Genomic DNA, 23,929 nt, shown 5'->3' with positions numbered 1-23,929 from the left:
TGAGCGAAGCATGCCCTGTTGTTATTTGGATGGCAGGCATAGTAGCGCAGCCGGCAGCGCAAACGCAGACCCCTTGTGGGAGCGAGCCTGCTCGCGAAAGCAATCTCAATAGCAAAAAACTTTACAGAATGCGATAGAGCAACCGCTCAATCCGCACCCGGCTCACACGCTTGAGAAATTTGGCCACCGCTGGCGGGTATTCCAGCAGCGTCTCCAGATCCTGATAGCGCTCGATGCGGCGGGTGTGCTGGAAAATCTCGTCCAGCTCTTTCTGCCGCGGTTCGAGCAACTCGCCCTTGGGATCATCGATCAGCAAGGCGTTTTCCAGGTCCAGGCGGAATGCCCGCGGATTGAGGTTGTTGCCGGTCAGCAAGGTGTAGCGCTGGTCGATCCACATGCCTTTGAGGTGATAGGTGTTGTCGCCGTCTTTCCACAGGTGCAGGTTCAACTGACCGCTGTCGATGCTGCGATGATGGCGCTTGGCGAAGCGCCGCAGGCTGATCTCATACAGATACGGCAGCGCCGCGATCACCTTGAACGGTTCACTCGGCGGGATATAGAAGTCGTTGGCCGTCTTGTCGCCGACCACGATGTCGATCTTCACCCCCCGCGCCAGCGCCCGGTTGATTTCCCGGGTGACGGCCAACGGCAGGTTGAAGTACGGCGTGCAGATCGTCAGTTGCTCCCGGGCACTGGCGATCAACTCGCAAATCAACCGGCTCAGCGGATTGTTCTTGCCCACGCCGAGCAACGGGCTGACGGTCAGACCGTCTTTGGCGACAGTGCCGGTGCTGGTGTCGTAGGCCGCGTGCTTGAGGCGGCTGCGCAGGTCGCCGATGTCGTTGCGCAGGCTGCGGGTGCTTGGCAGGTTGGGCAGGTCCAGGCGATGTACCGCTTTGGAGGCGATCAGGCCATGCTGGATCAGGTGCTGCATCGAATCGGCCAGCGCGCTGTTGTGCAGCAGGTGATAACGGTCGTAACGGTATTTGTCGAACTTATGCAGATAGACGTTGTTCAGACTGGCGCCGCTGTAGATCACGCAGTCATCGATCACAAAACCCTTCAAATGCAGCACGCCGAACAGCTCGCGGGTCTGCACCGGCACGCCATACACCGGGACCACGCTGTCGCGGGTGCGGGTGGTTTCCTGATACCAGGCCGAGTTGCCCGGCTGCTTGCCGGCACCGATCAGGCCACGCTGGGCGCGCAGCCAGTCGACGACCACCACCACATCCAGCTCTGGACGCGCCAGTTTGGCGGCGTGCAAGGCATCGAGGATTTCCTGGCCGGCTTCATCCTGCTGCAGGTAGAGCGCGACGATATAGATGCGCCGGGTCGCCTGGGCGATTTGCTCCAGCAGACAACGGCGGAACCCGGCAGCGCCGGACAGGATGGTGACGGCATCGGCAGTCAGCGGAAAACTGCGCAGTTTGGGCAGCAGAGAGCGTTTGAAAAGCGACGGCATAGGGCTCGCAGTGGGTCGAATCCGAAGAGTTTGAGAGCTTACACCATGGATTGTCCCGGGTCTTGTCAGCGACCGTAAAGGCCCCTTCGCGAGCAGGCTCGCTCCCACATTTGAAATGCGTTCCCCCTGTGGGAGCGAGTCTGCTCGCGAAGGCAATTTTACAGACACCATAAATATCTTCTTGACCATGGAGAACGATCGTTCTACTGTTTGCCCCATGAACGAAATCATTAGCAACGACACACGCGACATCATTCTGGATGTCACCGAAAAGTTGATCTATAAAAGTGGCATCGCCGCCACCGGCATGGATCTTCTGGTGAAAACCGCCGGCGTCTCCAGAAAGAGTATCTACCGCTACTTCGCCAACAAGGAGGAGCTGACCGTCGCAGCCCTGCAACGGCGGGACCTGCGCTGGATGAACTGGTACCGGAGCGCAGTCGATCAGGCCGATACGCCAGCCGGGCGGCTGCTCAACCTGTTCACCGTGCTCAAGGCCTGGTTCGCCTCCGAAGGCTTCCGTGGCTGCGCCTTCATCAACACCAGCGGTGAAACCGGCGACCCGCAAGACCCGGTGCGCCTGGTCGCCAAAGAACACAAACAGAAGCTGCTCGCCTACCTGTGCGAGCTCTGCACCGAACATGGCGCACAAGATCCGCAGACGCTGGCCCGCCAGCTGCTGATCCTGATCGATGGTGCCATTACCGTGGCGCTTGTCATGGGTGATCACAGTGCCGCCGATAATGCGCAATGCATGGCGCGAAAGTTATTGGACCTGTAACACTGCAAACAAGCCTGACAACTTGCAATAACTTTAATTTGAGAGGGAGACGTTAAATGTCTAACGCCGAAGTTCGTCCGCCATTGCCGCCATTCACCCGTGAATCGGCCATCGAGAAAGTTCGCCTGGCCGAAGACGGCTGGAATTCGCGCGACCCGCAACGGGTGTCGCTGGCCTACACCCTGGACACCAAGTGGCGTAACCGGGCCGAGTTTGCTTTTAACCGCGAAGAAGCCAAGGGTTTCCTGACTCGCAAATGGGCCAGGGAACTGGATTACCGTCTGATCAAGGAACTCTGGGCGTTTACCGACAACCGCATCGCCGTGCGTTATGCCTATGAATGGCACGACGACTCGGGTAACTGGTTCCGCTCCTACGGCAACGAAAACTGGGAGTTCGACGAGAACGGCTTGATGGCCAACCGGTTTGCCTGCATCAACGATTTGCCGATCAAGGAAAGCGAGCGCAAGTTTCACTGGCCGTTGGGTCGTCGGCCGGATGATCATCCTGGGCTGTCCGAGCTCGGCCTGTAATCGCAGCCCCCTGTAGGAGCGAGGCTTGCCCGCGAAGGCTGATTCACATTCAACGAATCAAGTTGCCAGTTACATCGCCTTCGCGGGCAAGCCTTGCTCCTACAGGGGTCAGGGTGGTCAGGCGACCGCGGCTTGTTTCACGCCGGCCCGGGCTTCCAGCTCGCGCACCAACGGCAACACCCGCTTGCCGAAGTACTCCACTTCTTCCTGGAAGTGCAGAAACCCCGCCAGCACCAGGTCCACACCCACGGCCTTGAGTGCCACGATCCGTTCGGCAATCTGCTGCGGTGTGCCGATCAAGTTGGTCTTGAAGCCATCGTTGTATTGCACCAGATCCTCGAACGTCGACTTGGCCCAGTTGCCCTCCCCTTCAGGTGACGCCCTGCCCGCCTGTTTCGCCGCGTCCCCGAACGCATTCACCGCGTCCGGATCGGCCTGGTCGATGATCTGCGCCAAGACTGCACGTGCCTCTTCCTCTGTATCACGGGCGATGACAAACGCGTTCACGCCAACCTTCACCGAATGATTGTTCGCGGCGGCCTTGCTGCGGATGTCGTCGACCTGCGCCTTGATGCCTTCCGGGGTATTGCCATTGGTGAAATACCAGTCCGACACCCGTGCCGCCATGTCCCGGGCCGCGCGGGAGCTGCCGCCCTGGAAGATTTCCGGCTGACCCAGTGGCTTGGGTTTGAGGCTGTAGTTGTCGAAGCGATAGAAGTCACCGCGAAAGGTGAAGTTGTCCTGGGTCCAGATGCCCTTGAGCGAGCGGATGAACTCTTCGGATCGACGATAGCGCTCGTCATGTTCCAGCCAGTGTTCGCCAATGGCCTGGAACTCGCCTTTGAACCAGCCGCTGACGATGTTCACCGCCACCCGGCCGTTAGTCAGTTGATCGATGGTCGCCAGCTGCTTGGCCGCCAGGGCCGGCTGCCAAGGGCCGGGCAGGATCGCGGCGATCACTTTCAGCTTGGTGGTAGCGGCCAGCAGCGCATGGCTGAAGGCGACCGATTCATGCTGGTACTCGGCACCGTAACCGGCGGTGAAACGAATCTGCGTCAAGGCGTATTCAAACCCGGCCGCTTCGGCCAGTTGCGCCAGTTTGCGGTTGTAGTCGATGCCCCAGTGGGTGCGTTGTTCGATCTTGCTGACCACCAGCCCGCCGCTGACGTTCGGTACCCAGTAGGCAAATTTGACGGCTTGTTGACTCATTGGCGTGTCCTCGCAATTCAGGGAAGTCCTGGGGCTAGAGCAGCAACCATGCCAGCGCTGGAACGCGGCTGGTGACGCGACGGTCTTGAGCCTGGCAAAAACCCTGTGGGAGCGAGCCTGCTCGCGAAGGCGGCGTGTCGGCCAACATCGATGTCGAGTCTGATGGCCACTTCGCGAGCAGGCTCGCTCCCACAGTGATCTGGGTGTGTCAGAGGCAATTTGCTGCTGTGCTGTTTGCAGGGCAACAGTTGCAGTCGGAATAAACCTGCAGCAGCGCGCAATTCCGGCCTGCGGGTTTCGGCATGGACCGTGCAATCCCCCTGGTCACTCACTGCCGATCCAGGAACTGTCCCATGACCGAACACCAGGTAATCAATCCGCTGTCCATTGGTACCGACTATGAAGCACTGGCCACCCGGTTCCGACCGCTTTTCCAGCGCATTGGCGCCGGTGCCGTCGAGCGCGAACAGGCGCGCAGCCTGCCTTACGAAGCCATCCAGTGGCTCAAGGATGCCGGGTTTGGCGCAGTGCGAGTGCCGATTGAATACGGGGGTGGCGGCGCCTCCCTGCCTCAGCTGTTCGAACTGCTGATCGAACTGGCCGAAGCCGATTCCAACATTCCCCAGGCGTTGCGCGGGCATTTCGCCTTTGCCGAGGATCGCTTGAACGCGCCGCCGGGGCCGGCCAGGGATCTGTGGTTCCAGCGTTTCGTCGATGGTGACATTGTCGGCTGCGCCTGGACCGAAATCGGCAACGTGGCCATCGGCGAGGTGGTGACCAAGGTTTCGCCCCACGGCAATCAGTGGCGGCTCAATGGCGAGAAGTTCTACAGCACCGGCAGCCTGTTCTCCGACTGGATCGACGTCTATGCCCAGCGCAGCGACACCGGTGGCGACGTGATTGCCGCGGTCCGCACGCGCCAGCCCGGCATTGTCCAGAGTGACGACTGGGACGGTTTCGGTCAGCGCACCACCGGCAGCGGCACATCACGTTTTATCGACGCCGAAGTCGAGGCCGCGAATGTCATCGACTTCGCCACCCGCTTCAAGTACCAGACGGCGTTTTATCAGCTGGTGTTGCTGGCGAGCCTGGCCGGGATTGGTCGCGCGGCGTTGCGTGATGTGGCGCATCAGGTGCGTGAGCGTAAACGTATTTACAGCCACGGCAATGCGCAGCATGTCAGCCAGGATGCGCAGGTGCAGCAGGTGGTCGGTGAAGTGGCCGCGCTGGTGTATGCCGCCGAAGCCAGCGCGCTGAAGGCTGCAATGCCGGCGCAGCGGGCTTATCTAGCACGGTTCTCGGGTGATGAGGTATTGGAACGGGCGGCGAATGTTGCGGCGGAACTCGAATCGGCCAAGGCTCAGGTGGTGGTCTCGGAGTTGATCCAGCGTGCCACCACCGAGCTGTTCAATGCCCTTGGCGCCTCGGATATCCGCCAGGGCAAGGCGCTGGATCGGCATTGGCGCAATGCGCGGACCGTGTCGTCGCATAATCCGCTGATCTACAAGGCGCGGATTGTCGGGGATTGGGAGATCAACGGGACCGAGCCGCCGTTTGTGTGGCAGATCGGCAATGGGCCGCAGCCAAAGTGATGGTTTGTCCGGGCTGACGCCTTCGCGAGTAGGCTCGCTCCCACATTTAACCGAGTTCTACAGAAGAACGCGGTCGATGTGGGAGCGAGCCTGCTCGCGAATAGGCCAGATGAGTCGCCGCAACGTCTGGATCCAGTTAAGATACCGGCCCTTCCCCGCAGCCCTTTCCTGCGTCCTGCCGAATAAGCCGATTCCATGCCTTTCGAACTCAGTGTTGACCTCACCACCCTTGCCATCCTGGCCCTTGTCGCTTTCGTTGCCGGTTTCATCGATGCCATTGCCGGCGGTGGTGGTCTGTTGACCACCCCGGCCCTGTTGACCGCCGGCCTGCCGCCCCACTTGGTGCTGGGCACCAACAAACTCAGTTCGACCTTCGGCTCGGCCACCGCCAGCTTCACCTTCTACCGCCGCAAGCTGTTCCACCCAAGACAGTGGATGCATGCGATCGTCGGCACCCTCGTCGGCGCTCTGACCGGCGCCGTGGTCGCCCATTACCTGCCCGCGGACTGGCTGAACAAGATGCTCCCGGTGATCATCTTTGCCTGCGGCCTCTACCTGTTGTTCGGCGGCACACCCAAAGCGCCGCTGGACAGCGACGCGCCGATCAGGAAAAAGTGGCAGTCGACCCAGGGCTTCGGCCTCGGTTTCTACGACGGCGTGGCAGGCCCCGGCACCGGTGCGTTCTGGACCGTCAGTACGATGCTGATGTACCCCATCGATCTGGTGAAGGCCAGCGGCGTGGCGCGCAGCATGAACTTCGTCAGCAACATAGCCGCGCTGTCGGTGTTCATATTTTCCGGGCAAGTGGACTGGATCATCGGCCTGAGCATGGGCCTGTCGGTGATGGTCGGTGCTTTTTTCGGCGCGCGCACCGCCATCAGTGGCGGGGCGAAATTCATTCGCCCGGTGTTCATTACCGTGGTGCTGGGCTTGACCGTGCGGTTAGCCTGGCAGCACTGGTTCAGCGTGGCCTAGGCGCCGCGCCACGTAGACGTCGATCAGGTAACGGGCAATCGAGCGTGACGCCGGCAACGGCGGCAGCGCGTTAACGTTGAACCACTGGGCGTCTTCGATCTCGTCTTCCTGACACACGATCTCGCCCCCGGCATATTCGGCATGGAAGCCGAGCATCATCGAATGCGGGAACGGCCAGCACTGGCTGCCCATGTACTGGATGTTCCTGACCTCGATCCGCACCTCCTCGCGGACCTCGCGGATCAGGCAATCCTCGGCCGATTCACCCGGCTCGGCAAAACCGGCCAACGTGCTGTAGACCCCGGTGACAAACCGCGGCGAACGCGCCAGCAGGATTTCATCGCCACGGGTCACCAGCACGATCATGCTCGGCGAAATCCGCGGGTAGCTGCGCAAGTCACAGGGTTGGCAATACATCGCCCGTTCCCGTGGAACCTGGGTCATGGCCTGCCCGCAATTGCCGCAAAAACGGTGCTCGCGAGCCCAGGTGCCGATCTGCGCGGCATAACCGAGCACCTTGTACACCGTGTGATCGCCCTCGAGCATGAACGCCCGCAGGCCTTTCCAGTTGCAGCCCGGTACTTCGCTGTGACTGCGCAACTCCAGCAGATACACCGGTTCGCCATCCAGATGGCCAATGCCGTGCTCGGCAAGGATCGGCAGGTCCTGGCGCTTGAGCCATTCGCGCGGGAACAGCGCGCCATTGTCATCGAACAGAAAGCCTTCGGGGCTGCGCGCAACCGCCCAGCCGCCCGGTTGATCGGTGTCCAGTACTGCAGTGGTCCAGCGTGAAGTCATGTTTAATCAGTCCAGAAATTCGGGTTTCTGTTTGCTCATATGGGCGGCCATGGCCACGCGCAGATCAGTGGATTGCAACATGGCGGCGTTCCAGGTGGCGACGTATTCGAGGCCGTCGTCAATGCGATGGTCGCGCATGTAGCTGATCATCTCCTTGGTGCCGGTGATGGCGATCGGCGACTTGCCGGCGATCTCGCGGGCAATGCCCATTACTCCATCGAGCAGGCTGGCAGCGTCGCTGTAGACGCGATTGACCAGGCCCATGCCACGCGCTTCTTCGGCGCCAAAGCCGCGACCAGTGTAAGCCAGTTCACGCAGCATGCCGTCACCGATGATCCGCGGCAAGCGTTGCAGGGTGCCAACGTCGGCAGCCATGCCGATGTCGATTTCCTTGATCGAGAATTGCGCATCGGCGGCGGCGTAACGCATGTCGCAGGCGGCAATCAGGTCGATGGCGCCCCCCAGGCAATAGCCCTGGATTGCCGCCAGCACCGGCTTGCGGCAGTGGTCGACGGCATTGAAGGACGCTTGCAGGGCGAGGATCTTGCGCCGCAGCAGACGCGCGTTACGGCCGACATCCTTGCCCAGTTCATTGGCCACGCCGGCCAGCATCATCAGGTCGATGCCGGACGAGAAATGCTTGCCGGCACCGCTGAGCACCACCACCCGGACTTCGTCGGTGTCCTCGACCCACTGGAAGATCTCGATGATTTCGCTCCAGAACGCGGCGTTCATCGAATTGATCTTCTCCGGGCGATTGATTTGCACGTGGGCGATTTTATCGGCCAGTTCGACGGTGAACGCGGTGTACTGGGACATGCTAGTGATCCTTAACCGGGCAAGAACGAGGCCTGAACTATAACAAGGCAGTACGACGGGCAGTAAGGCTGCGGTTCGGACAAAGACGGGACTGGTTCGAGCCGCACTATATTGGTGCACAACAAGGAATCGCATCGCACAGTTGTATGACGGCTTGTTTAATTTTTAGCGCTGAAACCCGGAAAAACATGCCCTTCGTCGGTGCGTGCCCCTGCGACATTCGGGACGTCCGTACCTCTTTGAACCGATTGTCGAACAATTTTGCCATTCGACCTCCCCCGCTCTAACTTCTGGCCTAGACTCCTTTTCGCGAGCAAAAACCGGTAGGTCATAAAGTGGGAAAAAAGTCGAAACTTTTACCCACGGCGACGGGTCACCTGAAAGGGAGGTGCGTTGCGACTGGTGCAATCCTTGCAATATCGATTTCAAGCCTTACTGCTCCAGCGCACGGGCAGCGTTTGCTCACCCACTGCGTAGCGCGTTTGCGCCCGGCCAGATGAATTGGCCATGGAACATCATTTGCCAGACCTAAGAATTAGATCAATAACACGGGAGATTCATATGATCAGTGCGGCTTTAGATATCCAGGGAGAACGTGCTCATCAGCAGGTCGGCGAATCGAGCGTCGTGAGCCCCAGTGCTCAATCGATCAGCGTCCCCGGCACCAAGGCGCTGGCACCGGTTGCCAAGCACAATCCGAATAGAAAGAAAGTATTGTTCGTCACCTCCGAAATTGCCGACCTGGTGAAGACCGGCGGTCTGGGTGACGTTTCCGCGGCCCTCCCCCGGGCCATGGCACAACTGCACGATGTTCGTGTGCTGATCCCCGGTTACCCGCAGGTCCTGCACAGCGAAAACCCCATTCATATCATTGGCGAGTTGGGCGGCCACGCGGCCCTGCCCCCTTGCCAGATCGGGCGCATGGACATGCCCGATGGCCTGGTCATCTATGTGTTGATCTGCCCTGAACTCTACGAGCGCGAAGGTTCGCCCTACGGCGCCAACAACGGCCGCGACTGGCCGGACAACCATATCCGTTTCGCCCGCCTGGGCCTGGCCGCCGCCGATATCGCCGCCAACCTCGCGCAGATCCACTGGTGCCCGGACCTGGTGCACGCCCATGACTGGCCCGCCGGCCTGGCGCCCGCCTACATGCACTGGCGTGGGCAGCGCACCCCGACCTTGTTCACCATTCACAACCTGGCCTATCAGGGCGTGACCAGCCTGGGCTCGTGCCCCGAACTGGGGATTCCCACCCACGCACTGCAACAGGAAGGCATGGAGTTCTACGGCAAGATGTCGTTCCTCAAGGCCGGCATGGCCTATTCGAGCCACATCACCACGGTCAGCGCCACCTACGCCCAGGAAATCACCACCCCGGCCTTCGGCTGCGGTCTCGACGGTTTTCTCTCCGCCAAGACCCAGCAAGGCCTGCTCAGTGGCATTCCCAACGGCATCGATGAAAGCTGGGATGCGGCCACCGACCCACATTTGTTCTGCCCGTTCAGCATCGGCGATTGGGACGGCAAGGTCGTCAACGCGGCCCACGTTCGCGAGCTGTTCGGCCTGGAAGACTCCGAGGGTCCGCTGTTCGCCGTGGTTTCGCGACTGGTCTATCAGAAAGGCCTGGACCTCACCGAAGCCGTCTCCGAATACATCGTCAACTCCGGCGGCCAGATCGCGATCATCGGGCGTGGCGAGCCGGAAGAAGAACAAGCCATGCGTGAACTGGCCCTGCGCTTCCCGGGACAGATCGGGGTACGCATCGGCTTTAATGAAACCGACGCCCGACGCATGTTCGCCGGCAGTGATTTCCTGCTGATGCCTTCGCGCTATGAACCCTGCGGCCTGAGCCAGATGTATGCCCAGCGCTTCGGTTCCTTGCCGGTGGCCCGCAACACCGGTGGTCTGGCCGACACCATCGAAAACGGCGTGACCGGTTTCCTGTTCGACGAATCCACCGTTGAAAGTTACCAGGAAGCCCTGAGCCGGGCCTTCAAGGTATTCGCCTACCCCGACCTCCTGAATGCCATGCGCTGCCGCGCAATGGCCGCGCCATTCAACTGGTGCCAGGCGGTCGAACCCTACGCCGAACTTTACGAACAGCTGGTGGCTAAAGCACTGGGTAAATCGAACCGACAGTAAGAGGTTTTTTATAGATGCCGTTACGGACCCTTGAGACCTGGCCCCACGGCGCAATCATGCTGGACGCCGAACACACGCGTTTTGCCTTGTGGGCGCCAGATGCGTTTTTCGTCAGTGTTGAACTGGAAGATGGACAATCCTTGCCACTATTGCCTCAGGCCAATGGCTGGTTCGTGATCAATACCCGCTGTCCCGCCGGCACGCGTTACCGCTACAACATCGACGGTGAGCTGGAGGTGCCCGACCCGGCCTCCCGCGCCCAGGCCGGTGACATACACCTGCACAGCGTCGTGGTCGATCCCCTCGCCTATGAGTGGCAACACGGCAACTGGCTGGGTCGGCCATGGAACGAGGCGGTGATTTACGAATTGCACGTCGGTGCCCTCGGCGGTTTCAGTGAAGTCGAGAAGCACCTGGCGCGCCTCGTCGACCTGGGGGTTACCGCGATCGAACTGATGCCCCTTGCGCAGTTTCCCGGTGACCGCAATTGGGGCTACGACGGAGTCCTGCCCTACGCGCCGCAATCGTCCTATGGCACCCCCGAACAACTCAAACACCTGATCGACACCGCCCATGGCCATGGCCTGGCGGTGATTCTCGACGTGGTCTACAACCACTTCGGCCCGGACGGCAATTACCTGCATCGTTACGCCAAGGGCTTTTTCCGCGAAGACAAGCACACACCGTGGGGCGCCGCCATCGACTTCCGGCGGCGCGAGGTGCGGGATTTCTTCATCGAAAATGCGCTGATGTGGCTGCTCGAATACCGCTTCGACGGCCTGCGCCTGGATGCGGTCCACGCCATCGAAAGCCCGGACTTTCTTCAGGAACTGGCGCAACGGGTTCGGCAACTGACAGATCCGGCGCGGCATGTGTGGCTGACGGTAGAGAACGAGCACAACCAGGCCAGCCTGTTGCAGGAAGGCTTCGACGCGCAGTGGAACGATGACGGGCACAACGCTCTGCACGTACTGCTGACCGGCGAAACCGATGCCTATTACGCCGACTACGCCGACAACCCAACCGAGCAACTGGCGCGCTGCCTGAGCCAGGGTTTCGTCTTTCAGGGCCACGTGACCCGCCACGGCACTCCCCGCGGCGAACCCAGCGGCCACTTGCCACCCAGTGCTTTTGTGCTGTTCCTGCAAAACCACGACCAGATCGGCAATCGCGCATTTGGCGAACGCTTGCATCAGCTGACCCCCCGCGACGCGTTGAAAGCCGCGACCGCCCTGCTGCTGCTGTCACCGATGATCCCGCTGATGTTCATGGGCGACGAGTTCGCAGCGCAAGAGCCGTTTCTGTTTTTCACCAGTCACCACGGTGAGCTGGCGCAACTGGTGCGTGAAGGACGACGAAACGAGTTTGCCGCGTTCAGCGCCTTTGCCGATCCGCATAAACGCGAGCAGATTCCCGATCCGAACGCACCACAGACCTTTGAGGCGTCCCGGCCGAAACTGACCGCCACCGGGCCATCGGCCATGCAGGGCCTGTATCACCAGCTATTGCGGCTTCGCCATAAACACATCATTCCCCATCTGCCCGGTACTGTTGCCCTGGGCGCCGAAGTGCTGGCCGAGGGCGCGGTGACGGCACGCTGGCAACTGGGTAATGGCAATCAGCTGCGTATTGACCTGAACCTCAGCGACACACCAGTGGTCCACTCCCCACAGGCCGATGCTTCGCTGCTGTTCGCACACCCACCGCAGTCGGCCGGCCTGTTGGATCAGGGCACGCTTGCCCCGTATTGCGCGCTAGTCAGCCTCACGGCCGCAGCCCCTTTGCTACCCCCGGATGGAGAGCGCCAATGAGTGATGCGCAATTGGAAATACTGGCCAGCCGAGCTGGTTTGGCAGTCGACTGGATCGACGCCAACGGCCGCCCGCAGAAAGTCGCCCCATCGGTTTTGCGTAACGTCCTCATCGGACTCGGCCACCCAGCGAGTACCGCACAGGAAATCGATGCCAGCCTGCTGCAATTGCAGGCAGTGCAACAGACCCGGCACCTGCCGCCGCTCATCACCGCCGATGTCGGCGTGGGTTTGAGCCTGGCGCATTATTTCGAGCCACAGACGCCCTGCGAGGTCCATCTCGAAGATGGCTCGCGGCTCAACCTGAAGCTGGACGATGAGGCGACTCTGCCCGGCCTGATTCCGGTTGGTTACCAGCACGTGAGCATCGACGGCCAGTCTTTTACCCTGGCCGTTGCCCCGGCTCGCTGCTACAGCGTCGGCGATGCCGTCGACAGTCCGATCCCGCGGGCCTGGGGCCTCAGCGTACAGCTGTACTCGTTGCGTCGTCCCGGAGACGGCGGATTCGGCGACACCCAGGCCCTGGAAGATCTGGTCAGGGTCGCTGGCGAGCGCGGCGCCGAAGCATTGGCCATCAGCCCGATGCATGCGATGTTCGCCAACGATACCCATCGCTACAGCCCTTATTCGCCGTCCAGCCGTCTGTTCCTCAACAGCCTCTATGCCGCCCCGGGCCTCATACTCGGTGAGCGCGCCCTGCGCACGGCGATCGATGCCACGGGTCTGGCCGCCGAACTCAAGCGCCTTGAAGAACTGCCGCTGATCGAATGGCCAAAGGCTGCCGAGGCCAAGCATCGGCTGTTGCAGGCGCTGTACGAAGGGTTTGTGCAGGGCGAACACCCGCTGCATGCCGACTTCAGCAGCTTCCGCCATGCCGGCGGCGAAGCCCTGGAAAACCACTGTCGCTTCGAAGCCATCCAGGAAGCCCGCGCCGCCAAGGGTCAAGGCCTGGACTGGCGCGAGTGGCCCGAACAATGGCGTGACCCGCGCAGCGCCGCCCTCGCCGAATTTGCCGAAGAGAACGCCGGTCGCATCGGTTTCTTTGCCTTCTGCCAATGGCTGATCACCCGCTGCCTGGAGCGCGCGCAAACCGCCGCCCGCAGCAGCGGCATGAGCATCGGGCTGATCGCCGATCTGGCGGTGGGTGCCGACGGCGGTGGCAGCCAGGCCTGGAGTCGCCAGGACGAATTGCTCGCCTCGCTGACCGTGGGCGCGCCACCGGACATCCTCAACCGCTCCGGCCAGGGTTGGGGTATTTCCGCGTTCTCCCCCGAAGGCCTGGTCCGTAACGGTTTTCGCGCGTTCATTGAAATGCTCCGGGACAACTTTGCCCATGCCGGCGGCCTGCGCATCGACCACATCATGGGCCTGCAACGGCTGTGGGTAATCCCCAATGACGCTCCCCCTGCGGATGGCGCCTACCTCTATTACCCGGTGGATGACCTGCTGCGCTTGCTGGCCCTCGAATCCCATCGCCATCAGGCCATCGTCCTGGGCGAAGACCTCGGGACGGTGCCGGAGGGCCTGCAGGACAAACTCATCGCCCGCTCGATCCTCGGCATGCGCGTGCTGCTGTTCGAACAGGACAACGCGCACTTCAAGCCGATGCTCGACTGGCCCGACAACGCGCTGGCGACCACCAGCACCCACGACCTGCCGACCCTCAATGGTTGGTGGCATGGTCACGATATCGACTGGAATGCGCGCCTCGGTATGGTCGACGCGCCGGGCGAAATCGAATGGCGGCATCACCGCGAACGCGAGCGCGAAGGTCTGCGCCGGGTGTTGAGCGAGGATCCGCAGAACTTTCGCGAAGAGTCCCATGAAACCGATCAGGTGCTGGATGCCGCGATCCGTTTCCTCGGGCATACCCCGGCGCCGCTGGTGCTGCTGCCCCTGGAAGATGCTCTGGGCATCGAACAACAGGCCAACCTGCCCGGCACCACCGACGCCCACCCCAACTGGTCGCGACGCCTGCCCGGTGACAGCGAAACCTTGCTCGATGGCCCGGACGCCGCCCGACGCCTGGAACTGCTCGCCTGCGCGCGACTTCAGGCGGCCGAGCGTGACCAATGAATCAAGCAGCCATCCAACCGTTGCGGGCCACCCTGCGACTGCAGTTTCATAAAGGCTTCACCCTGGATCAAGCAGTGCCGCTGGTACCCTATTTCGCCAGCCTGGGCATCAGCCATATTTACGCTTCACCCCTGCTGAGCGCGCGCCCCGGCTCCATGCACGGCTACGACGTGGTGGACCCGACCACGGTCAACCCGGAGCTTGGCGGCGAAGCGGCATTGCGCCGCCTGGTCAGTACCTTGCGTGAGCACAGGATGGGGCTGATCCTCGACATCGTGTCCAACCACATGGCCGTCGGCGGTGGCGACAATCCCTGGTGGCTGGATTTGCTGGAATGGGGGCGTCTGAGTCCCTACGGCGAGTTCTTCGATATCCAGTGGCATTCGCCGGATCCGTTGATGTCGGGCCAACTGCTGTTGCCCTTCCTCGGCAGCGATTACGGCGTCGCCCTGCAGGACGGCACCCTGCCCTTGCGTTTCGATGCGCAGCACGGCGCGTTTCATGTCGAACACTACGAACATCATTTCCCGATCTGCCCGACCAGTTACGGCGAACTGCTCAAGGCAGATGACCTGCTGGATGCCGATCAGGCGACTCAGCTCAAATCCCTGGCAGACCGTTTCGCCACCTTGAGCTACCAGATGGATGCGCACAGCCTGGCGATGCCGCTCAAGGCGGAACTGCGCGAACTGGCCAATGATCCGGCGATTCTGCAAGCCATCCAGCGCAACCTGGAGGCTTACGATTCGCTGACGCGCGAGGGATTCGAGCACCTGCACGACTTGCTCGAACGCCAAAGCTACCGCCTGGCCAGCTGGCGCACGGCGGCGGACGATATCAACTGGCGGCGTTTTTTCGATGTCAACGAACTGGGCGGCCTGCGGGTCGAACGGCCGGCGGTGTTCGAGGAGACTCACGCAAAAATTTTCGAGCTGGTGGCCGAAGGCCTGGTCGACGGTCTGCGCATCGATCACATCGACGGCCTGGCCGACCCGCGTGGTTACTGCCGCAAATTACGGCGCAGGGTCGATAGCCTGTCACCGGAGCGGCACCTGCCGATCTTCGTCGAGAAGATCCTCGGCGAAGGCGAAACCCTGCACCGCGACTGGTCGGTGGATGGCACCACCGGTTACGAATTCATGAACCAGTTGTCGCTGCTGCAACACGACCCTGAAGGTGCCCCTGCCTTGGGCAAACTCTGGAGCCGATACAGCGAACGGCCCGCCGATTTTCGCCAGGAAGCGCAACTGGCACGCCAGCAGATTCTCAACGGCTCCCTCGCCGGGGATTTCGAGAGCGTCGCCCAGGCCTTGCTGCAAGTGGCCCGGGACGACCTGATGACCCGCGACCTGACCCTCGGCGCGATCCGTCGGGCGTTGCAGGAACTGATCGTGCACTTCCCGGTTTACCGGACCTATATCAGCCCCCGCGGTCGCAGCGCGCAAGACGATGTGTTTTTCCAGCAGGCCATGGACGGTGCCCGGCAAGCGCTCAGCGAAGCCGACTGGCCGGTGCTCGATTGCCTGGCTCGCTGGCTTGGTGGTGAGCCGTGGCGCAGACGCCCGGCAGGCCGCCAGCGCAAAATGCTCAAGCACGCCTGCGTACGCTTCCAGCAGCTGACCTCGCCGGCCGCGGCCAAGGCGGTGGAAGACACAGCGTTCTATCGTTCTGCAGTGTTGCTGTCTCGTAATGACGTGGGGTTCAGCACCGAGCAGTTCAGCGCGCCGGCCGCCGATTTCCACGCGGTGTGTCTCAACCGTCTGGAAACGTTTCCCGATAATTTACTGGCCACCGCCACCCACGACCACAAACGTGGGGAAGATACCCGTGCGCGGCTGGCGGTGTTGAGCGAACGCAGCGCCTGGTACGCCGAACAAGTGCCGCTCTGGCAAGCCCTGGCCCGGCCCCTGCGCGACGATGACCAGATGCCATCGACCGGCGACGAATTGATCCTGTATCAAGCGATCCTCGGCAGCTGGCCGCTCGATTTGCGCGACGACGATCCAACGGCGATCGAGGCCTACACTCATCGCCTCTGGCAGTGGCAACAGAAAGCCTTGCGTGAAGCCAAGTTGCAAAGCAGCTGGAGCGCGCCCAATGAGGCTTACGAACAAGCGGTGCACCAGTTCCTGGAGCGGCTGATGCTAAGCCCCGAAGGTGAACTGTTGCGCGCAGCCCTGGGCAAGGCGGTCAACACCCTCGCCGCCCCGGGCGCACTCAACGGTTTGGCGCAAACCTTGCTGCGCATGACCGTGCCCGGCATACCGGACCTTTATCAGGGCAACGAGTACTGGGATTTCACCCTGGTGGATCCGGATAACCGGCGACCGGTGGATTACGCCAATCGGCAACAGGCCCTGGTCTCCTCGGGTTTGCCCGAGTTGCTGTCGAACTGGCGGGACGGGCGCATCAAGCAAAGCCTGATCGCCCAAGTATTGAACCGGCGGGCCGAACACGCCGAGCTGTTCCGGCGCGGGGCGTATCAAGCCCTGGACGTCGTCGGCAGCCAGGCGCACCGGGTGCTGGCGTTTGCCCGCTCGCTGGAAGGTAAACTGGCGATCGTGATCGTACCGATACGCTGTGCCGAACTGCTGAAAAGCAGTGCCGAGCCGCGCATTGATGCGTCGCAGTGGGGCGATACGCGGGTCCAATTACCGTTCGCCACCTCTGATGAACATTTGAAGGGACTTTTTTCCAGCGTCGCAGTCACAACCCAAGGGGAACTGATGATCAGCGCTGCGCTGGGGGATTTCCCGGTCAATCTCTTTATCCAAACTACCGACATTTGAGTTCAGTTCAGGAGCATGGCGATGAGTACCGAAGATAAACGCATCCGCGAATTTGCCTATCAGATCTGGGAATCGGAAGGAAAACCCGAAGGCCACGAAGCCCGTCACTGGGAGATGGCCCGCAAGCTGGCTGAAGCCGAAGCCCTGGCACCGAGCAAGTCGACAAAAGCCGCCGGCAGCAAAACCGGTGCCAGCAAAACAGCGCCGAAAAAGCCCGACGGCAAGCTAGTCAATGACAAGTCACTCGATGGCAAGGGTCCTGAGCCTAAAACCAAGGCCAAGACCAAGCCGGCCGCGGCTTCATCCGTGGTCCCGCCCGGTGAAAAAGCCGCCGAGAAGAAGCCTCGCGCCACGCGTAAACCGCCCGCGGTCTGACGCTTCCTTACCTGTCCTGAATGAATTCGTGGCGAGCCCCCTCGCCACCGAGGGCTCGCTCGTCCTCGAAAAACACCAGAGCCCAGAATTGTCCCCCTATTTGCAGGAGCATGTATGAGCAGTCCAAAGAAATCCGCGCCAGAACCTCACGTCGAGGTGCCATCGCGAATCCGAGAAGGTTTGCCCTTCCCATTGGGCGCGACCTGGGATGGGCTGGGGGTCAATTTCGCCTTGTTTTCCGCCAACGCGACCAAGGTTGAGCTATGCATCTTCGATGATGCCGGCGAAGTCGAACTCGAACGCATCGAGTTGCCCGAATACACCGACGAGATCTACCATGGCTACCTGCCCGATGCGCATCCGGGGATGATCTACGGCTACCGCGTCTATGGCGCGTACGACCCGGCCAACGGTCATCGCTTCAACCACAACAAATTGCTGATCGACCCCTATGCCAAACAACTGGTCGGTGAGTTGAAGTGGTCTGAAGCACTGTTCGGCTACACCATCGGCCACCCCGACGCCGACCTCAGCTTCGATGAACGCGACAGCGCGCCCTTCGTGCCCAAATGCAAGGTGATCGACCCGGCCCACACCTGGGGTCACGACCATCGCGTCAGCGTGCCGTGGGACAAGACCATCATTTATGAGACTCACGTACGCGGCATCAGCATGCGTCACCCTTCCGTCCCCGAGAGCCAGCGTGGCACCTTTGCCGGGTTGATGGTCGATGACGTGCTGGAACACATCCGCAAGCTCGGCGTGTCGACCGTGGAGTTGCTGCCGATCCACGCTTTCGTCAATGACCAGCACCTGCTGCACAAAGGCATGACCAACTACTGGGGCTACAACAGCATCGCGTTTTTTGCCCCCGACCCGCGATACCTGGCCAGCGGCAAGATCGCCGAATTCAAGGAGATGGTCGCGCACCTGCACGAAGCCAATCTCGAAGTGATCCTCGACGTGGTCTACAACCACACCGCCGAGGGCAATGAACAGGGCCCGACCCTGTCCATGCGCGGCATCGACAACGCCTCTTATTACCGCTTGATGCCTGACGACAAGCGCTACTACATCAACGATTCCGGCACCGGCAACACCCTGGACCTGAGTCACCCCTGTGTGCTGCAGATGGTCACCGACTCCCTGCGCTACTGGGCCACGGAAATGCACGTGGACGGTTTCCGCTTCGACCTGGCGACCATTCTCGGCCGCTACCACGAGGGCTTCGACGAACGTCACAGCTTCCTCGTCGCCTGTCGCCAGGACCCTGTGCTGCGCCAGGTGAAGATGATTGCCGAGCCATGGGATTGCGGCCCCGGCGGTTATCAGGTCGGTGGTTTTCCGCCGGGTTGGGTCGAGTGGAACGACAAGTTCCGCGACACCGTGCGTGCGTTCTGGAAAGGCGATGACGGCCAGCTCGCGGACTTCGCCAGCCGCATGACCGCTTCCGGCGAGATGTTCAACCAGCGGGGCCGGCGGCCATACGCCTCGTTGAACTTCATCACCGCCCACGACGGATTCACCCTCAACGACCTGGTCTCGTACAACGACAAGCACAACGAAGCCAACGACGAGAATAACCAGGACGGCAGCAACAACAACCTGTCCTGGAACCACGGCGTCGAAGGCCCCACCGACGATCCCGAGATCAATGAACTGCGTCAGCGGCAGATGCGCAACTTCTTCGCCACGTTGCTGCTGTCCCAGGGCACGCCGATGCTGGTGGCCGGCGACGAATTCGCCCGTACCCAGGAAGGCAACAACAACGCCTATTGCCAGGACAGCGACATCGGCTGGGTCAATTGGGACCTGAGCGATGACGGCAAGGCCCTGCTGAAGTTCGTCAAACGCCTGATCAAGTTGCGCCTGACCTACCCGATCCTACGCCGCGGCCGCTTCCTGGTGGGTAATTACAACGAGGACATCGGGGTCAAGGACGTCACCTGGCTGGCGCCGGATGGCAGTGAAATGTCCATCGAACAGTGGGAAGAAGCCCATGGCCGCTGCCTGGGCATGCTGCTCGACGGCCGCGCCCAGGAAACCGGGATCCGCCGCAAGGGTGGGGATGCGACCCTGCTGCTGGTGGTCAATGCCCATCATGACGTGGTCAATTTCCTGCTGCCGGAAGTGCCTGATGGCAGTTTCTGGACCTGCATGATCGACACCAACCAGCCATCCATTCGCGGGCAGGAACGCTTCCAGTTCGGCCACGAGTATTCGGTCACCGGCCGTTCGCTGCTGCTGTTCGAACTGCAGCGTGAGGATGAAGAGTGAAATGGACCTCCAGGGGTTTCTTCAACGCCAGTCACCGGGCTACGCCGACACCCAGGCGTTGGGCCGGTGCCTGCGGGCCCTGGTAGAGACGGGTCTCGATCAGTTGCCGCTGCCTGGCAGTGGCCGGAGCCTGGAGCGTTTCCAGGCGCTGGCCGAGGTCGGCGGGCATGACCTGGGGTTGTGCAAGCTGTACGAGGGTCACACCGACGCGCTGGCGATCATCCAGCAACTCGGTGCTTCGCCAACGCCGGGCAGCACCTGGGGCATGTGGGCTGCCGAACCGCCGCAAGCGCGGGTCCGGGTCAGCCCTCAAGGCCAGAATGTCGTGCTGAATGGACGCAAGGCCTGGTGTTCGGGGGCTGCGGTGTTGAGCCACGGCTTGCTGACGGCATGGGACGCGCAGGACCGCCAGCAACTGGTGGCGGTGGCGCTGGATCAGTCAGGTGTGACCATCACCGATCAAGGCTGGCAAGCCGTCGGCATGGGCGCGACCGGCAGCGTCGACGTACTGTTCGACGGCGCCCAAGGGCAGGCCATCGGCAATCCCGGCGACTACCTGCAACGCCCCGGCTTCTGGCAAGGCGGGATCGGCATTGCCGCCTGTTGGTATGGCGCCGCCCGCAGCATTGGCGAACGCCTGCGCCGTCACTGCGCGAACCGCGAAGAACCCCATGCCCTCGCCCACCTCGGGGCCGTCGACCGCGCCTTGCATGCCGCTGCCGATGTGCTGCGGCTCAGTGCCCTGCGCATGGACGCCGCGCCATTGGACAACGCCGAGCTGCTAGCCCGTCGGGTGCGGGCGGTGGTCGAACAGAGCGCCGAGCAGGTGATCCAGCATGTCGGCCACGCCCTGGGTGCCGGCCCCTATTGCAAGGATCGACAGTTCGCCCGGCTGATCGCCGACCTGCCGGTGTTCCTGCGCCAAAGTCACGCCGAACGAGACCTGGCCGCGCTTGGTCGACAGGTCATCAACGGAACATGGACCTTATGAAAACCAATCCCATTGTCGGCCAGGGTACGCCCCTGCACCTGTGGCAATCCTGCAGCCATCTGGCGCAGTTACCGCTGATCGACATCCTGACCCTGGTCCCGCAAGGTTGCCGGGCCGTCATTATCGCCCCCCATCCGGACGATGAAGTGCTGGGCTGCGGCGGCTTCCTGCAATTGCTCGCCGCCGCCAATCGGGCGCTGCTGCTGATCTCGGTCACCGATGGCAGCGCCAGCCACCCCGGCTCCGAACGCTGGCCGGTGGAACGCCTGAGCGCGGTCCGCCCGCAGGAATCCGCCGAAGCCCTGCGCCGTCTTGGTTTGCCGATGCACAGTCTGAAATGGTTGCGCGGCGGGTTCGCCGACAGTCAGGTGGCGGCACGTGAAGCCGAGTTGAGTGCGTTCATCGAACGCCACCTGTGCGCCAACGATGTGGTGTTTACCACCTGGAGCGAAGACGGTCATTGCGACCATGAAGCCGTGGGCCGCGCCAGCGCTGAAGCGGCCCGGCGCGTCGGCGCGACCCTGCACGAACTGCCCGTCTGGACCTGGCATTGGGCTACCCCTGACGCCAGTGACGTGCCCTGGCACCGCGCGCGAAAAATCCTGCTCAAGCCCCATCAAGTAGCTCGCAAGCGGCATGCCGTTCACGCCTTCGCCAGCCAGTTGGAGGGCGACCCGCAAATCGGCTTGCCACCGGTCCTGGCGCCCTACGTACTGGATCGTTTGCTGCAACCGTTCGAAGTGGTGTTCCTGTGAGCGTCGAAGATCGCTACTTCGACGGGTTGTTTGCGGGCAGCGACGATCCCTGGGCGTTCCGTGATCGTTGGTACGAACAGCGCAAACGCGCCATCACCCTGGCCGCGCTGCCCCGGCCACACTATCGCGCGATCTTCGAGCCGGGTTGCGCCAACGGGGAGCTGAGTGCCGAACTCGCCACCCGTTGCGACCGACTGTTGTGCTGCGACACCGCAGCCGCCGCGGTGACGCTGGCCGGTACTCGCCTCAGCCTGTTCGATCATGCCGAGGTCCGTCACAGCCGCTTGCCGGGCGATTGGCCGAACGAACAGTTCGACCTGATCGTGCTCAGCGAAGTCGGCTACTACCTGGACGCCGCAGACCTCAAACAACTGATCGAACGCGCTGCACAGTCACTGACCGCCGACGGCCAACTCCTGGCCTGCCACTGGCGCCCGCCGATCGATGCCTGCCCGCTCAATGCCCGACAGGTGCATGACCTGCTCCATGAGCATTTGCACTTGCCACGCCTGGTCCTGCATCAGGAGGCCGATTTCCTGTTGGAACTGTGGAGCCGCGAACCACGGTCGGTGGCGGCGCTGGAAGGTTTGCGCTGATGGACGATTTTTCCGTTGCGATGCCAACGCAAGCTGATCGCCCCCGCATCCGTTAGATAAAAAACGTACCAGATGGAACATCGACGCGACGAATAGCCATACATGAGCAATACTCTGCTCGCGGCAATCCAGGGTTTGGAGCGCTGCATAATGTAATCAAACAAGGACGTAGCCCCGATGAAACCTGTTTCCATCAATGAAAGCAGCCAGCCCGCGCAGATCTGGAACAGCGCCCCTCAACTGGACACCATCCCCGTCATCAACACCGAGACCCTGGTCCCCCCCGGCGCCCGTGCCGTCGTGATCGCACCGCATCCCGGCGATGAAGTCGTCACCTGCGGCGGCTTGCTGCAGTTGCTCAGCACCCTGGGGCATCCCCTGCAACTGATCTCGATGACCGACGGCAGCGCCAGCCATCCGGGCTCGCAGCAATGGTCGGAAAAACGCCTGAGTGTGTTTCGTCCCCAGGAAAGCGTCGAGGCCTTGCGCCGGCTCGGGTTACCGATGCACAGCCTGAAATGGATTCGTGGCGGCTTCACCGACAACGCCCTGGCCGAACGGGAACTTCAACTGACTCAATTCATTGCCCATTACTTGCGGCCCGGCGACGTAGTGTTCAGCACCTGGGGCGAGGACGGCAATGATGATCATGGTGCGGTGGGACGGGCCAGCGCCAAGGCCGCGGCCATGGTCGGTGCGAGGTTTCATGAAGTGCCGTTCTGGGCCTGGCACTGGCCGAACCGTGATCGCGCAATGATTCCCTGGCACCGCGCGCGCAAGATTCGGCTCGACACCTGGACCGTCGCGCGCAAGAGCCACGCCACCCACGCTTACGCCAGCCAGCTCGACGGCGAACCGGCCATCGGCCTCGCCCCGCTGCTACCCCGGGTATTGCTGGAGCGGATTCGGTTGCCGTATGAAATCGTGTTCGTCTGAGCCAACACCAATCCAATGTGGGAGCGGCGAACCTGCTTTCCCAGAGCTGTACTGAACTGCCCGCCTCCACTTCAGTCGCATACATAAGCAGCCCTGAATCATAGGAGAGAACGTGAGCAGTGATTCCACGCCGCAGGCCATCGAATCCACACCGCTGGACACACCACCGGCAGTTCATCGGCTGAGGGTTCTCACCGTCAACACCCACAAGGGTTTTACCGCGTTAAACCGGCGCTTCATTCTTCCGGAACTGCGTGAAGCGGTGCGCAGTACCTCGGCTGACCTGGTGTTCCTGCAGGAAGTCGTCGGCGAACACGAGCGTCATTCCTCTCGTTTCAACAACTGGCCGCAAACGTCGCAATACGAGTTCCTGGCGGACAGCATGTGGAGTGACTTCGCTTATGGCCGCAATGCGGTCTACCCCAATGGTCACCACGGCAATGCCCTGCTGTCGAAATACCCGATCCGCGAATATCGCAACCTCGACGTCTCGATCACCGGCCCCGAACGCCGCGGCCTGCTGCATTGCGTGCTCAACGTGCCGGGGCACGCCGAGGTCCACGCGATCTGCGTGCACCTGAGCCTGCTGGAAAGTCATCGTCAGTTGCAACTTCAGCTCTTGTGCCAGCTGCTCGAATCCCTGCCTGACGAGGCACCGGTGATCATCGCCGGCGACTTCAACGACTGGCAACTCCAGGGAAATGCCGCCCTGGTGCGCCGCGAATACCTGCATGAAGCCTTCGAACGCCATCATGGCCGCCCCGCGAAAACCTACCCGGCGCGCTTTCCGCTGCTGCGACTGGACCGGATTTACCTGCGTAACGCCAGCAGCCATGACCCACGGATCCTGGGCACCAGGCCGTGGACACACCTGTCGGATCACTTGCCGTTGGCGGTGGAAGTACACCTCTGACCCCTGCACTCATCGGAGCTACCTGTCATTTGTGACAGTAGTCGCGCCGCAAATCTATTGCTACGGTGGCGGCGTCCGTATCGGTTTTCCGTAC

General features: G+C 61.8%; 19 protein-coding genes. 15 read left to right on the top strand and 4 right to left on the bottom strand.

Annotated features, from left to right (window positions below; all coding sequences use genetic code 11):
- Nucleotides 1-121 precede the first annotated feature (121 nt).
- Nucleotides 122-1,465 carry a CDP-diacylglycerol--serine O-phosphatidyltransferase gene (gene pssA / locus ACA041_RS14830; RefSeq protein WP_497441798.1) on the bottom strand — a complete coding sequence of 448 codons (1,344 nt, stop codon included), beginning with the start codon at nucleotides 1,463-1,465 and terminating at the stop codon, nucleotides 122-124.
- A gap of 217 nt (nucleotides 1,466-1,682) precedes the next feature.
- Here pssA and ACA041_RS14825 point away from each other — a divergent pair, with 217 nt between their 5' ends.
- Together ACA041_RS14825 and ACA041_RS14820 are read left to right on the top strand one after the other, a co-directional pair.
- Nucleotides 1,683-2,246 (top strand): TetR/AcrR family transcriptional regulator, encoded by a 564-nt coding sequence (locus tag ACA041_RS14825; protein WP_497441797.1) that lies wholly within the window; start codon nucleotides 1,683-1,685, stop codon nucleotides 2,244-2,246.
- A 56-nt stretch (nucleotides 2,247-2,302) separates the two neighbouring features.
- Nucleotides 2,303-2,779, top strand: coding sequence for a nuclear transport factor 2 family protein (locus ACA041_RS14820; RefSeq protein ID WP_497441796.1), 477 nt, complete (start codon nucleotides 2,303-2,305; stop codon nucleotides 2,777-2,779).
- A gap of 117 nt (nucleotides 2,780-2,896) precedes the next feature.
- Here the strand turns inward: ACA041_RS14820 and sfnG are convergent, their stop codons facing one another.
- Complete coding sequence (gene sfnG, locus ACA041_RS14815) at nucleotides 2,897-3,988, bottom strand: dimethylsulfone monooxygenase SfnG (protein ID WP_497441795.1); 1,092 nt, start codon at nucleotides 3,986-3,988, stop codon at nucleotides 2,897-2,899.
- Between the two features lie 353 nt (nucleotides 3,989-4,341).
- Between sfnG and ACA041_RS14810 the strand changes: the two genes are divergently transcribed.
- Both ACA041_RS14810 and ACA041_RS14805 read left to right on the top strand, forming a co-directional pair.
- Nucleotides 4,342-5,580: an acyl-CoA dehydrogenase family protein gene (locus ACA041_RS14810; RefSeq protein ID WP_497441794.1), complete on the top strand. Its 1,239-nt coding sequence runs from the start codon at nucleotides 4,342-4,344 to the stop codon at nucleotides 5,578-5,580.
- A gap of 195 nt (nucleotides 5,581-5,775) precedes the next feature.
- Nucleotides 5,776-6,555, top strand: a complete 780-nt coding sequence (locus tag ACA041_RS14805; protein ID WP_497441793.1) for a TSUP family transporter — start codon at nucleotides 5,776-5,778, stop codon at nucleotides 6,553-6,555.
- Here ACA041_RS14805 and nudC read toward each other — a convergent pair.
- Both nudC and ACA041_RS14795 read right to left on the bottom strand, forming a co-directional pair.
- Nucleotides 6,523-7,353, bottom strand: a complete 831-nt coding sequence (gene nudC, locus ACA041_RS14800) for an NAD(+) diphosphatase (RefSeq protein WP_497441792.1) — start codon at nucleotides 7,351-7,353, stop codon at nucleotides 6,523-6,525. The two genes, ACA041_RS14805 and nudC, sit on opposite strands and share 33 nt — an antisense overlap.
- Nucleotides 7,354-7,359: 6 nt before the next feature.
- A complete protein-coding gene (locus ACA041_RS14795) occupies nucleotides 7,360-8,172 on the bottom strand; it encodes a crotonase/enoyl-CoA hydratase family protein (protein WP_497441791.1) in 813 nt (270 codons plus the stop codon).
- Between the two features lie 561 nt (nucleotides 8,173-8,733).
- Between ACA041_RS14795 and glgA the strand changes: the two genes are divergently transcribed.
- From glgA to ACA041_RS14740, 11 genes are all read left to right on the top strand, one after another.
- Entirely contained in the window at nucleotides 8,734-10,317 is a 1,584-nt protein-coding gene (glgA, locus tag ACA041_RS14790; RefSeq protein ID WP_497441790.1) for a glycogen synthase GlgA, read from the top strand.
- 14 nt (nucleotides 10,318-10,331) lie between these two features.
- Nucleotides 10,332-12,128 (top strand): malto-oligosyltrehalose trehalohydrolase, encoded by a 1,797-nt coding sequence (gene treZ / locus ACA041_RS14785; RefSeq protein WP_497441789.1) that lies wholly within the window; start codon nucleotides 10,332-10,334, stop codon nucleotides 12,126-12,128.
- Complete coding sequence (malQ, locus tag ACA041_RS14780) at nucleotides 12,125-14,203, top strand: 4-alpha-glucanotransferase (protein WP_497441788.1); 2,079 nt, start codon at nucleotides 12,125-12,127, stop codon at nucleotides 14,201-14,203. Before treZ ends, malQ begins: the two co-directional genes overlap by 4 nt.
- Nucleotides 14,200-16,992, top strand: a complete 2,793-nt coding sequence (locus ACA041_RS14775) for a malto-oligosyltrehalose synthase (RefSeq protein WP_497441787.1) — start codon at nucleotides 14,200-14,202, stop codon at nucleotides 16,990-16,992. The genes malQ and ACA041_RS14775 overlap by 4 nt, the downstream gene beginning before the upstream one ends.
- Nucleotides 16,993-17,013: 21 nt before the next feature.
- Nucleotides 17,014-17,367 (top strand): DUF2934 domain-containing protein, encoded by a 354-nt coding sequence (locus ACA041_RS14770; protein ID WP_497441786.1) that lies wholly within the window; start codon nucleotides 17,014-17,016, stop codon nucleotides 17,365-17,367.
- 114 nt (nucleotides 17,368-17,481) lie between these two features.
- Nucleotides 17,482-19,644 carry a glycogen debranching protein GlgX gene (gene glgX, locus ACA041_RS14765; protein WP_497441785.1) on the top strand — a complete coding sequence of 721 codons (2,163 nt, stop codon included), beginning with the start codon at nucleotides 17,482-17,484 and terminating at the stop codon, nucleotides 19,642-19,644.
- Nucleotide 19,645: 1 nt separating this feature from the next.
- Nucleotides 19,646-20,635 carry an acyl-CoA dehydrogenase family protein gene (locus tag ACA041_RS14760; RefSeq protein WP_497442082.1) on the top strand — a complete coding sequence of 330 codons (990 nt, stop codon included), beginning with the start codon at nucleotides 19,646-19,648 and terminating at the stop codon, nucleotides 20,633-20,635.
- A complete protein-coding gene (locus ACA041_RS14755; RefSeq protein ID WP_497441784.1) occupies nucleotides 20,632-21,390 on the top strand; it encodes a PIG-L deacetylase family protein in 759 nt (252 codons plus the stop codon). Before ACA041_RS14760 ends, ACA041_RS14755 begins: the two co-directional genes overlap by 4 nt.
- Nucleotides 21,387-21,986 (top strand): SAM-dependent methyltransferase, encoded by a 600-nt coding sequence (locus ACA041_RS14750; RefSeq protein ID WP_497441783.1) that lies wholly within the window; start codon nucleotides 21,387-21,389, stop codon nucleotides 21,984-21,986. Before ACA041_RS14755 ends, ACA041_RS14750 begins: the two co-directional genes overlap by 4 nt.
- Before the next feature lie 177 nt (nucleotides 21,987-22,163).
- Nucleotides 22,164-22,922, top strand: a complete 759-nt coding sequence (locus tag ACA041_RS14745) for a PIG-L deacetylase family protein (RefSeq protein ID WP_497441782.1) — start codon at nucleotides 22,164-22,166, stop codon at nucleotides 22,920-22,922.
- A 112-nt stretch (nucleotides 22,923-23,034) separates the two neighbouring features.
- Nucleotides 23,035-23,835 (top strand): endonuclease/exonuclease/phosphatase family protein, encoded by an 801-nt coding sequence (locus ACA041_RS14740; RefSeq protein WP_497441781.1) that lies wholly within the window; start codon nucleotides 23,035-23,037, stop codon nucleotides 23,833-23,835.
- The last annotated feature ends 94 nt before the right edge of the window (nucleotides 23,836-23,929 follow it).

The sequence above is a fragment of the Pseudomonas sp. LBUM1676 genome (assembly GCF_059695605.1).
The sequence above is the reverse complement of the archived record's forward strand: the minus strand, read 5'-3'. Positions and strand labels throughout refer to the sequence as shown.

What these genes read in the sequence shown, in the direction of transcription:
- pssA (WP_497441798.1), bottom strand. Translation starts at nt 1,465, where the DNA reads ATGCCGTCGCTTTTCAAACGCTCTCTGCTGCCCAAACTGCGCAGTTTT.
- ACA041_RS14825 (WP_497441797.1), top strand. Translation starts at nt 1,683, where the DNA reads ATGAACGAAATCATTAGCAACGACACACGCGACATCATTCTGGATGTC.
- ACA041_RS14820 (WP_497441796.1), top strand. Translation starts at nt 2,303, where the DNA reads ATGTCTAACGCCGAAGTTCGTCCGCCATTGCCGCCATTCACCCGTGAA.
- sfnG (WP_497441795.1), bottom strand. Translation starts at nt 3,988, where the DNA reads ATGAGTCAACAAGCCGTCAAATTTGCCTACTGGGTACCGAACGTCAGC.
- ACA041_RS14810 (WP_497441794.1), top strand. Translation starts at nt 4,342, where the DNA reads ATGACCGAACACCAGGTAATCAATCCGCTGTCCATTGGTACCGACTAT.
- ACA041_RS14805 (WP_497441793.1), top strand. Translation starts at nt 5,776, where the DNA reads ATGCCTTTCGAACTCAGTGTTGACCTCACCACCCTTGCCATCCTGGCC.
- nudC (WP_497441792.1), bottom strand. Translation starts at nt 7,353, where the DNA reads ATGACTTCACGCTGGACCACTGCAGTACTGGACACCGATCAACCGGGC.
- ACA041_RS14795 (WP_497441791.1), bottom strand. Translation starts at nt 8,172, where the DNA reads ATGTCCCAGTACACCGCGTTCACCGTCGAACTGGCCGATAAAATCGCC.
- glgA (WP_497441790.1), top strand. Translation starts at nt 8,734, where the DNA reads ATGATCAGTGCGGCTTTAGATATCCAGGGAGAACGTGCTCATCAGCAG.
- treZ (WP_497441789.1), top strand. Translation starts at nt 10,332, where the DNA reads ATGCCGTTACGGACCCTTGAGACCTGGCCCCACGGCGCAATCATGCTG.
- malQ (WP_497441788.1), top strand. Translation starts at nt 12,125, where the DNA reads ATGAGTGATGCGCAATTGGAAATACTGGCCAGCCGAGCTGGTTTGGCA.
- ACA041_RS14775 (WP_497441787.1), top strand. Translation starts at nt 14,200, where the DNA reads ATGAATCAAGCAGCCATCCAACCGTTGCGGGCCACCCTGCGACTGCAG.
- ACA041_RS14770 (WP_497441786.1), top strand. Translation starts at nt 17,014, where the DNA reads ATGAGTACCGAAGATAAACGCATCCGCGAATTTGCCTATCAGATCTGG.
- glgX (WP_497441785.1), top strand. Translation starts at nt 17,482, where the DNA reads ATGAGCAGTCCAAAGAAATCCGCGCCAGAACCTCACGTCGAGGTGCCA.
- ACA041_RS14760 (WP_497442082.1), top strand. Translation starts at nt 19,646, where the DNA reads ATGGACCTCCAGGGGTTTCTTCAACGCCAGTCACCGGGCTACGCCGAC.
- ACA041_RS14755 (WP_497441784.1), top strand. Translation starts at nt 20,632, where the DNA reads ATGAAAACCAATCCCATTGTCGGCCAGGGTACGCCCCTGCACCTGTGG.
- ACA041_RS14745 (WP_497441782.1), top strand. Translation starts at nt 22,164, where the DNA reads ATGAAACCTGTTTCCATCAATGAAAGCAGCCAGCCCGCGCAGATCTGG.